The 11,261-nt window shown below is 71.3% G+C and carries 3 protein-coding genes; all 3 read left to right on the top strand.

Annotated features, from left to right (window positions below; genetic code table 11):
• The first annotated feature begins 11 nt into the window (after positions 1 to 11).
• Genes ACFQUZ_RS20605 through ACFQUZ_RS20595 form a run of 3 tightly spaced genes read left to right on the top strand, consistent with a single transcriptional unit; the run spans position 12 to position 11,180 of the window.
• The gene (locus ACFQUZ_RS20605) at positions 12 to 971 is read left to right on the top strand and encodes a hypothetical protein (RefSeq protein ID WP_377444656.1); all 960 of its coding nucleotides are present in this window, start codon (positions 12 to 14) and stop codon (positions 969 to 971) included.
• Between the two features lie 10 nt (positions 972 to 981).
• Positions 982 to 7,842, top strand: a complete 6,861-nt coding sequence (locus tag ACFQUZ_RS20600; RefSeq protein WP_377444653.1) for a neuraminidase-like domain-containing protein — start codon at positions 982 to 984, stop codon at positions 7,840 to 7,842.
• 5 nt (positions 7,843 to 7,847) lie between these two features.
• Complete coding sequence (locus ACFQUZ_RS20595) at positions 7,848 to 11,180, top strand: hypothetical protein (protein WP_377444650.1); 3,333 nt, start codon at positions 7,848 to 7,850, stop codon at positions 11,178 to 11,180.
• Positions 11,181 to 11,261 lie beyond the last annotated feature (81 nt).

The following is an 11,261-nucleotide window of genomic DNA, read 5'->3' as shown; positions in this document are numbered from 1 at the left end:
AGGCGACGGGAATGCTCGATGCGCTCACGGTCGAGGAGTGGGCCGAACCCACCGGCGTGGTGGTCTCCGACGGCGACGACACGCTCGCCCTCGAAAACACGGCGGGCAAGCCGGTCGACGAGTCCACCCTCGGTCGGCGGCTGGCCCGGATCGACGGCGTGGAACGGATCCGGTCCCTGGTGGTCGGCCCGGACTCCCGGCTGCGGGACCTGAGGTTCCTCGCCGCGCTGCCCCACCTGCGCACCGTGGAGGTGTACGGGCTGCGGGTGCGGACGCTGGCCGGGCTACGGCGCGACACCCCGTGGGACTACGTCAAGGTTGACACCGACCGCAACCGTCGCCGGTCACTGGCCGAGCTGGCCGGCACCCCGATCCGCCGGTTGGCGGTGCGCTGGGGCGACGAGGTCGACCTCACGGCCATCGGCGCCTGCCGCGATGTGGTGGACCTGGAGTTGAGCGCCTGGCCCGAGCCGTCACTCGGCGAGCTGCGGAACCTGCCGTTGCAGTACCTGGCGTTCGTCTCCGGGCGATTCACCGAGGTCGGCGACACCGCCGCCGTGCCAACCCTGCGGCGGCTCCGGGTCGTCGACTGCCGTACCCTCCAGCGCTTCACCGGTGACAACGGCAACGTGACCTGGTTGACGGTCTGGTCGTGTCACCGGCTCGACGTGCAGACGGTGGCGACGTTCTCCCGGGTCGAGACCGTGGAACTGTCCTCGCAACGCCAGCCGGTGCCGCTCAGCGCGTTCCAGCGACTGCGCGCGCTGCAGGCGCTGGTCGTCGACGACGCCACGGCGCTGCCGGACGTGATCGACATCAAGCGCGACGCGACCCGACTGACCGACATCGTGGTGTCCGAGTTCGGTAACGAACAACTACGCGAGCTGAGCCGCGCCAATCCCGCGGTGACCGTCACCAACGGGGTGGCGGCGTTCCGCGACGGCAGGCCGACCGAGATGAGCGGCGAGTAGGGAGGAAGACATGCGACTGCACGGCAGAGACCTGCGCGCCGGCCTATCCGGTGAGGACGTGGTGGCCCTGCAGGCCGAGCTGACCCGGCTGGGGTACGCGATCCCGGACACCGAACGGGCGCAGCGCCTGTTCGGTGTGGGCACCGCCCAGGCGGTGGCCGCGTTCCAGGTGTCGCACGGGCTCGTCGACACGGCGGTGGTCGACAAGAACACGGCAGCCGTGCTGGACCGGGCGCTGGCCGAGCTGGCGACCACGGTGCTGCGGCTGAACGACCCGCCGGCCGAGTCGGTGGTGGGCCGGGTGCCGGTGACGCCGGCACCGCCGATCGCCGAGCCGCGACCGGACCAGCCCAGATCAGACAGGCCCAGCCCGGACGAGCCCAGATCAGACGAGCCCGGGCCCGACGGCCCCAGGCTCCACGGGCCGGCCGCCGACCGGCCGGCACCAGATCGGCCGACCGCCGACCGGCCGGCACCAGATCGGCCGACCGCCGACCGGCCGGTGCCGTCGTCGGCAGAGGTGCCGCCGCGCCGGCTGGCCGGGGTGTTGCTCACCGACAAGGGCGTCCCGGCCGAGGGCGTGACTCTGCGCTTCTACGCGCCCGGCTTCGGCGGCACGGCGACCCTCCTCGGTGAGGTGGTCACGAGTGCCGACGGCCAGTACGCAATGGACGCCGAGCTGCCGGCGCGGCTGAAGCGGCTGGACGTGCGGGCCGTCGGCGCGGCGGGCACCGAGATTCCGCTGGCCCCGCCGACCGACCGGGTCGACCTCGGCGGCCCGGTCAACGTGGTGATCCCCGCCGCGCAGCTACCGCCGCCGGACACCGAGTTCGCGCGGCTGAGCGCGAGCGTCCGGCAGCACCTCGGTGACGCGAAGCTGGGACAGGCGCAGGAGAACGACGACCGCAGGGACCTCGCGCTGCTCCGCGAGGCCACCGGCTGGGACGCCCGGCTGATCGCGGTCGCCGCGTCGGCCGAGCGGCTGGCCGCCACCGTCGACATCGATCCGCAGGTCGGCTACGGCCTGCTGCGCGCCGGCCTGCCCGCCGACTCGGTCCAGCTCGCCCGGATCAGCCCGGTCGGCATCGGACACGCGCTGCGCAAGGCGGTCGAAGCCGGCGTGGTCCGCCTCGACGACGCGGGCATCGCGGCGGCGCAGGCGCGTCTTGACGCGTTCGGCCGCAGCACCCGGCGCAAGCTCGCCATCAACGGCACGCCATCCAGCTACGGCTCGATGCTCAAGGCCACCGGCCTGTCCACCGAGCAGCAGGACCGCTTCGACGAGATATTCTCCGCCCACACCGGGAACGCCAGCGCCCTGTGGGAGGCGACCGCGCGGGCCGGACTGCCGGCCGACCGGCTCAAGCTGACCGCCCAGCTCGGCACGCTCACCATGAACAGCGCCAGGCTGACCGAGAGCTTGCGCGCCGAGGCCGGCAGCACCGAGCGCCTGCCCACGACGCTTGTCGCCGGCCGGCTGTACCAGCCGGCCGCCTGGCAGGACCGGCTGCGCGAACTGGCCGGTGGCAACGAGCGCGTGCTGGAGGCGATGATCCCGCCGGCGTATCAGGCGGCGACCGTGGACGAGCGGCTGGCCGCCTACACCGCCGATCTGGCGTTCAAGGTACGCGTCAGCTACCCGACCCAGGTGCTCGGCGAGCGGGTCCGCGCCGGCGAACTGCCGCTGGCTGACCGGAACCCGGTGCTCGCCGGCGACGTGGCGACGGTGCTGGACCGGGCCGCCCAGACCGGGTTCGTCCCGGGCCAGCGGCCGTTGCACCGCTTCGTCACCGAGCATCGGGACGAACTCTTCGCGGGCCTGTCCGACGAACGGGCCGAGGCCGCCTCGGCGCACCTGGCGACGCTCAACCGCCAGTACCAGATCACCGCCAGCGACGAGGCGATCGGCGTCCTCCAGCGGCACAACCTGCGGTCGGCGTACCAGGTCAGCGCGGTGCCGGAACGGGACTTCGTGGCCCGCTACGGCGACGAGTTCCCCAGCCGGGCGGAGGCGGAACTCACCTGGCGCCGCGCGCAGCAGGTCACCGCGGTCACCCTGAACCTGGTGACGGCGGCGAAGCAGCTCGATTCGGCCCGGCTGCTGCCGGCGCTGGCCAGGCCCGATGACGTGGTGAGCGCGGCACAGGCCGACCTGGTCAAGCAGTTCCCCACGCTGGAGTCGCTGTTCGGTTCGCTGGACTACTGCGAGTGCGAGCACTGCCGGTCGGTGCTCAGCCCCGCCGCGTACCTGGTCGACCTGTTGAAGTTCCTCGACGACGCCCCGGCGCTGCCCAAGAGCCCGTACCTGGGCCTCACCGACCGCCGGCCGGACCTGCCGCACACCCTGTTGACCTGTCAGAACACCAACACGGCGCTGCCCTACATCGACGTCGTCAACGAGGTGCTGGAGTTCTGGTTGGTCAACGGGCACGAGCTGAACCCGGACGCCGCCTACGACACCGGTCCGGCCGCCAGCGAGGACCTGCAGGCCGAACCGCAGAACCTCCTGCCGGCCGCCTACGACCTGCTCCGGCAGGCGCGGTATCCGATGACGGCGCCGTTCGACCTGTGGCTGGCCACGGTACGGGCGTTCACCCGCCACTTCGAGGTGCCGTTCTGGGAACTGCTGGAGGCGTTGCGCTCCTCCGACGAGCTGCGCCCCGCCACGGGTTACGGGCTTGCCGCCGTGGGCTACGAGCAACTCGGATTCTCCACCGCCGAACTGGCAGTCCTGACCGCGGCCAACCCGTTGCCGACCTGGCCCGACCGGTACGGGTACCCGGCGAACGCGCCCGCCGGGCAGTGGGGCGAACTGGCCAACGCCCGCACGCTGGCCCGCCGGCTCGGCGTCACCTACCGCGAGCTGCTCACCCTGCTGCGAACCAGGTTCGTGAACCCCGAGTTGGGCGACGCGGCCGGCAACCCGCTGATACTGGCCGATCCGGAAGGGGTCGAGGACTGCGACTGGCAGGACACCACGCTGCGGCACGTCGACGGCGCCGCCAACCCGGTGGACTTCCTGCTGCTCAACGGGTTCGTCCGGATCTGGCGGCGACTGGACTGGTCGATCGAGGACACCGACCAGGCACTGATGACGTTCCTGCCGACCGATCCCGATCCGCGGACCGGCGCCACCCTCGGACCGGCCATCGGCAGCGCCCTGTTGGGCCTGTCCCGGCTGGAACGCCTCGGTGAGGTGCTGAACGTGGGTCGGGCCGTCCGGCGCGACCTGCTGGTGCTGTGGGCGCCGCTGTCCGACCGCCGGTACGAGGAACTGTTCCTGACCGGCACGCCGCAGACCCGGGACCCGGTCTTCGCCGGGGAGCCGGGCACCTACCTCACCGCCGGGGTGCCCCTTGGCGAGCACCGGGAAGCGGTCCAGGCGGCGCTGCGGCTCACCGCCGACGAGGTGACACTGATCCTTCAAGGCGCCGGGCTGGACCCGGCCACCGCACCGTTGACCATGACGACGGTGTCGCTGCTGTACCGGCACGGACTTCTGGCCCGCCTGCTCAAGGTCAGCGTGGCGGATCTGCTTGTCCTCAAGGACCTCTCCGGGCTGGACCCGTTCACGCCGTTGCCTGACGGGCCGGTCACCGACGCCGCCGACGACCACCCGTACCAGCAAACCCTCCGCTTCGTGGAGACGGTCCGCGCGCTGGCCGCCGCCGGCCTGTCCGTCGCCGAGCTGGACTTCCTGCTGCGGCACCGGTTCGACCCGGTCGGTCGGCACCGGGCGGCGGCGCACCCGCCGCTGGCGCTGGTCCGGTCGCTGGCCGCCGTACTCGGCCGGATCTCGGCCGAGTACGCGGTCCCCACCGACGCGCTCACCTTCACCGACGAGGTGCTCACCCGCACCCTCGCGCTGGTGCTGGATCAGCCGGTCGTGGCCGCGTTCCTGGACGCCTGGACCGGCGTCGCGGCGCTGCCCGACGAGGTATTCGACGAGCACCTGCGCCGACGGCAGATCCCCGGCGTCGGTGAGGTCGGATTCCTCGGCGACAGCGATCGCGACGTGGTGTTCACGCCGCCGACCGACCAGGCCGCCGACGCGACCCGCCGGGGTCTGCTCGCCGCCGCGTTGCTGCCGTACGCGCGGCACCGGCTGGCTCGCGCCGCGGTCGTGGACGCGGTCGCGGCCGACCGCGACGCCGACCCCGGCCTGGTGTCCGCCCTGCTGACCAACCCGGCCCTGCTCGACGACCCGGACGTGGCCGGTGTCGCGTTGCTCGACGCCTACCTGGCCAGTGGGGTCCGGGGCCTGACCGTCACCGACGGGCTGGTCACCGGATACCTGGAGGTGCCGGCGTCGGGCGGGTACCGGTTCACCGTCGCCGGCGACGCCGGTAGCGAGGTGCGACTGCGTTTCGATCACCTCGGCGAGCCGGTGCTTGCCGCCACCATCGCGGCGGACGCACCGGCGGCCGAGGTCGAGCTGCGGGCCGGCGTTGCGTACGGGTTCACCCTGGAACACACCGCGGGCACCGTCGTCACGCTGCTGGTGCGCGGTCAGCACCTGCCGACCGGCCCGGTGACCGCACTGGTCACCTACCAACGCTCCACCGTGGACCGGCTGCACCGGGTGCACGGGCTGCTCGGCAAGGTGCTCTACCTGGCCGGGGAACTCGGGCTGACCGAAGTGGAACTACGGCACCTGACCACCCATCCGGACGACTTCGACGGCCTGGACCTCGGTGCGTTGCCGACCGCGGCCGCCGCGGAACCGCCGCACGCCGTGCAGGCCCGGTTCCGGCAGCTGCTCAGGCTCGCCGGCTACGCCCGCCTGCGCGGCGAGTTGGCCGCCGAACCGGCCGACCTGATCGACGTGTTCGTCACCGCCCGGCGCCGGGTGCCGGCCGGCGCGGACCCGGACGACGTGGCCGAAACCGTGCTGACCGACGTGACCACGCGGTTGGCGACGATGACCCGGCGCGCCCCGGCGATCGTCCGCGCCGCCGCCGAACTGGTCGGCGCGTCGGCCGCGGTGACCGGGGACCAGGCCGTCGCCGCCGACTTCACCCAGGAACAGGGGCTCGGTCGGCTGTGGCGGGTCCTCGCGCTGGCGAACCGGATCGGGGTCGACCCGGCGGCGCTGGGCCGTTGGGCCACGCCGACGCCGGACCGGGTGGTGGCGCAGGACGTGCGGGACACCGTGAAGGCGAGGTACCCGCAGGAGCAATGGCGGAGGGTGGCGCAGCCGATCTTCGACCGGCTGCGCCAGCAGCGACGCGACGCCCTTGTCGCACAGGTGCTGCAGCGCACCGGCTACCAGCGGATGGAGCAACTGTTCGAACACTTCCTCATCGACCCGGGCACCGAACCTGTGGTGCTGACCTCCCGGCTCCGGCTGGCGATCTCGTCGGTGCAACTGTTCATCCAGCGCTGCCTGCTGAACCTCGAAGAGGACGTGTCGCCGTCGTCGATCAACGCCGACCACTGGGATTGGATGAAGCGGTACCGGGTCTGGGAAGCCAACCGCAAGATCTTCCTGTGGCCGGAGAACTGGCTGGAACCCGAGTTCCGCGACGACAAGACGCACCTGTTCACCGAACTCGAAAGCGCACTGCTGGAGAGCGACCTGGACCAGTCAGCGGTGGAAGCCGCGTTCTTCGGCTACCTGCGTGGCCTCGACGAGATCGCCCGGCTCGACATCAGGTCCATCTACCTGGAACGCAAGCTCGATCCGGCCACCAACGTGCTGCACGTCGTCGCCCGTACCGGCGCGGCACCGGGCAGGTACTACTACCGGACCTGGTCGCACCGGTCCTGGACGCCGTGGATCCCGGTGACCGCATCCATCGACGGCAACCATCTCGCCATGGTCATGTGGCAGGGCCGCATCCACCTGTTCTGGGTGCTGTTCCTGCCGCAGGCGGAGGCCGAGCAGCAGTCCGGCAGCACCAAGGCGGCCGACGTCACGGTCAGCACCATCACCGGCCTGAAGCCTCGCAAGAAGATCGAGGTGCAGCTCTACTGGAGCTGCTACACCCCGTCCGGTGCCGGCCCGGGAGTGTGGAGCGACCCGGTGCTGGCCACCGCCGACGAGCCGCACATCCAGTACGTCGACGCCACGTTCACCGCGTCGAAGGTGTTCATCTGGGCCGACGTCCTGGCCAGCGGGGCGGTCTCGGTCAGCCTGCTCGGACAGGGCGCCGCGCAGTCGTTCACGGTGCTCAGCCGGCACGTGCCGCCGGCGCACAGCGGCGCGTACCGGACGCCCCTGGAGCCGCCGTACCTCACCGGCAACGACCAGCCGCTGACGCGGGCGGGTCAGGGCCGGTGGCGCGGCACCGGACCCGCGTTCCACGTGCACGTCGAAGGGCACACCATCACCGCGCAGGGCATCGCGCCCTGCGACATCACCGAGGACATCCTCGGCGCGGTTCCCGGCGGATACCACCTGGTGATCGTGCCGCCCCCGGCGAAGCTGACGAAAAGCCCGGCCGGCACGGGCAAGGCAGGCCAGTCGGTCAACCGGCCCGAGGACCCGTTCTTCTTCACCGACGCCAGCAACACCTTCTTCGTCGAGCCGGACTGGACCGAGTTCTCGATAGGCGACGCCGACCAGTCCGTGGTGGCGCAGAACCCGATCTGGCGGGAATTCGACAAGCCGGAGTACTGGGCCGCGCAGCCGGTCGCCGCGGCGTTCCCAGACCCGCTCGACGGACCGGTCCGGCCCGACGTGGTGCTCGGTAGGACGCCGATCGCCCGACCGGTCGACGTCCTCACCCGGGACGAGGCCGTCGTCGTGTTCGACGGCAAGCCCATCGGCGCCGACGGCCTACTGACCGACCCCGGCCGCCTGTTCCGGACCGGCCCACACGGCTCGGTCGTCCGGAATCAAGCCACCAACCCCACCCCGAGGAGCTGACCGTCATGGCGATCGACCTAACGAGCACGCTGGCGCCGTCGTACCACGCGACGTGGCTCGCCGAGCGGGGACCGCAGGTGGTGGCGCAGCCCGAGCAACCGGCGGTGCCGACGGTCAAGAAGGTACGGCTGCTCAAGTACCGCTTCCACAACCACACCCACCCGTACGTCACCGAGCTGGTGAACCGTCTGATCACCGGGTCGGTGCGGGGGCTGCAGGACGCCGACACCGCCACCCCACCACTGCGCGAAGAGCTGTTCACGACGGCCCGGTACGCCCCCAGCGGGCTGCTGGTGGTCAACGACCAACGGCACAAGCACCCGGTGCACGAGCTGGACTTCTCGTCCAGCGGCGCGTACTCGGCGTACAACTGGGAGCTGTTCTACCACGTCCCATTGACCATCGCCGTACACCTGAGCCGCAGCCAACGCTACGCGGACGCGCAACGGTGGCTGCACCACATCTTCGACCCGACCGACGACAGCGACCACCCGACCCCGGACCGGTACTGGAAGGTGCGGCCATTCCGCGAGGGCGACCCCACGCTGATCGAGCGGGTGCTGGCCAACCTCTCCACCGGGGCCGACCCGAAGCTGTGGGAAGAGACCGTGGACGCGATCGGCAGATGGAAGGACACGCCGTTCCGACCACACGCCGTGGCGCGTTACCGGCACACCTCGTTCATGCTCAAGGCGGTGATGTCCTACCTGGACAACCTGATCGGCTGGGGCGACGACCTGTTCCGGCAGGACACCGGCGAGAGCATCAACGAAGCGACCCAGCTCTACGTACTCGCGGCAAACCTGCTCGGCCCCCGGCCGCAGGAGGTGCCGAGCAAGGGCCAACCGCAGCCGCAGACGTACGCGAGCCTGCGGGGCAAGCTCGACGAGTTCGGTAACGCACTCGCCGAGGTGGAGGTCGACCTGCCGTTCGACACGCACGTGAGCGTGCCGCAGGCGGCCGACGGCGCCCCGGTGGCCGCACTGCGCAGCGTGGCCACGTCGCTGTACTTCTGCGTGCCGCGCAACGACAAGCTGCTCGGGTACTGGGACACCGTGGCCGACCGGCTCTTCAAGATCCGCAACAGCCTGGACATCCACGGCGTGTTCCGCCGGCTGCCGCTGTTCGACCCGCCGATCGACCCGGCGCTGCTGGCCAAGGCCGCCGCCGCCGGACTCGACGTCGGTGCCATCGTGGCCGGCCTCGGGCAGCCCCTGCCGCTGGTCCGGTTCACCGTGCTGGCCGCCAAGGCGGCCGAAATCTGCCACGAGGTCAAGACACTCGGCGGGATGCTGTTGGCCACGATCGAAAAGCAGGACGCGGAGGCGTTGGCGATCCTGCGGGCCCGGCACGAGACCGGCATGCTCCGGCTCGGCGAGGCCATCCGGTATGGACAGTGGCAGGAGTCGGTCAAGGCCCGTGAAGGGCTGGAGATGACGTTCCACGGCGCGGTCGCCCGGCTCACCTACTACGAGCGGTTGCTGGGCACCGAGGAGACCGACATCGACGTGCCCGCCCTGGACCAGCTCGACACCGACGCGCTGCTGCGGCTTCGGCTCTCGGCACGGGAGCCGGAACTCGCGCACCGCACCATCGACGTCGACATCGAGGACACCGACGTGGTCGACACCGACGGGCGGAAGCTGTCCACGTACGAGGCGAAGGAACTGGACCTGCTGTGGGGCGCGCAGATCCTGCACGACACCGCCGCCGGCCTCGACGCGATCGCGGCGATCGTCGGCTTCGTCCCACAGGTCGAGGGCTCGGCCAAACCGTGGGGAATCGGTGTCGGCGTGTCGTTCGGCGGCGTACACCTCAAGCAGGTGCTGGACGCCGGATCCGCGGTCGCCCGCGGCATCGCCGGTCGACTCAGCTTCGAGGCCAACCAGGCCGCCAAGATCGGCACGTACCAGCGGCGGGAACAGGAATGGACGTTCCAACGCAACGTTGTCGCCAGCGAGATCACCCAGATCTACCGGCAGTGGCGGGCGGCGCAGATCCGGGAGGCGCTGGCCGAGCGGGAGTGGCGCAACCACCAGGAGATGATCCGGCACGCCGAGGAGGTGGAGCGGTTCCTCACCGACCCGAAGACCGGCAAGACCAGCAACCACGAGCTGTACGCGTGGCTGCGCCGCGAGGTGCGCGGGCTGTACGGGCAGTACTTCCAGTTCGCCTACGACGTGGCGAAACGGGCCGAGCGGGCGCTGCAACACGAACTCGGCGACCCGCACCAGACCTTCCTCAGCTACGGCTACCAGGCAGGCAAGGAGGGCCTGCTGGCGGGGGAGAAGCTGTACCTGGACCTCAAGCGCATGGAGATGGCCTACCACGAGCAGAACCGGCGCGAGTACGAGCTGACCACCCATGTCAGCCTGCGCCAGCTCGACCCGGTCGCGCTGTTGCGGCTGCGGGCCACCGGATCGTGCGAGTTCACCGTGTCCGAGGACCTGTTCGACCTGATCGGCTGCCCCGGGCACTACTTCCGTCGGCTGCGGTCGGTGGCGTTGAGCATCCCCTGCGTCGTCGGCCCGTACACCGGGGTGAACGCCACCCTGACCCTGCAGGGCAGCTCGGTGCGGGTCAGCCCGGCCCTGCGCGACGGCGGGTACGCGCGCGACGGCGACGGCGACGACCGGTTCAGCGACCACTTCGGCGGCGTCCAGTCCGTGGTCACCAGCGCCGGCACCAATGACAGCGGAATGTTCGAGGTGAACCTGCGCGACGACCGGTACCTGCCGTTCGAGGGCACCGGCGCGATCAGCCGGTGGCGCCTGGAACTGCCCACCGAGTTGCCCCAGTTCGACCACGGCACGATCTCCGACGTGATCCTCCACCTGCGCTACACCGCCCGGGACGGCGGCGCCCCGCTGCGCGCGGCGGCGCAGACACACGTGCGGGACCGGGTCGGGCAGGCGGCGGCCACGGGCTCACTGCGACTGCTGTCGGTCCGGCACGAGTTCCCCACCGAGTGGGCCCGGTTCACCGCCGCAGAACTCGACGGCGGCAACCCGGAGGCGCGACTGTCACTGACCCTGCGAGACGAGCACTACCCGTACTGGGCTCGTGCTGTCGGCGCGGTCACCCTGCACGGGTTCGAGCTCTTCGCCGAGCCGGACGCCGACACACCACCCACGGTGGCCGTGTCGACCGCCCCGCCGGACGACCCCGGACGAGCCGTCCACGAACTGGTCGCCGACACGGCGCTGGGCGGATTGCGGGTCGGCGCACTCGCGGACGACCCGCTGCCCGCGGCTGTCGGCCCGCTCACCCTGCACCTGAACGACAACTCCATGAACGACCTGTGGCTCGCCCTCACCTGGGGTGGCGAACCGGCCTGACCGCCGCGACGGCTGTCATGCCACCCTCGGCACCCACCCGACGGCACCCGGCCGATCTGGAGCGCTGGCTCTTTGCCGATG

It is taken from the genome of Plantactinospora sp. GCM10030261, assembly GCF_042666615.1.
Lineage (GTDB): Bacteria > Actinomycetota > Actinomycetes > Mycobacteriales > Micromonosporaceae > KBS50.
This window is presented reverse-complemented; position numbering and strand designations above follow the sequence as displayed.

Excerpts from the sequence above, each read along its gene's own strand:
- ACFQUZ_RS20605 (WP_377444656.1), top strand. The coding sequence starts at position 12 with ATGCTCGATGCGCTCACGGTCGAGGAGTGGGCCGAACCCACCGGCGTG.
- ACFQUZ_RS20595 (WP_377444650.1), top strand. The coding sequence starts at position 7,848 with ATGGCGATCGACCTAACGAGCACGCTGGCGCCGTCGTACCACGCGACG.
- ACFQUZ_RS20600 (WP_377444653.1), top strand. The coding sequence starts at position 982 with ATGCGACTGCACGGCAGAGACCTGCGCGCCGGCCTATCCGGTGAGGAC.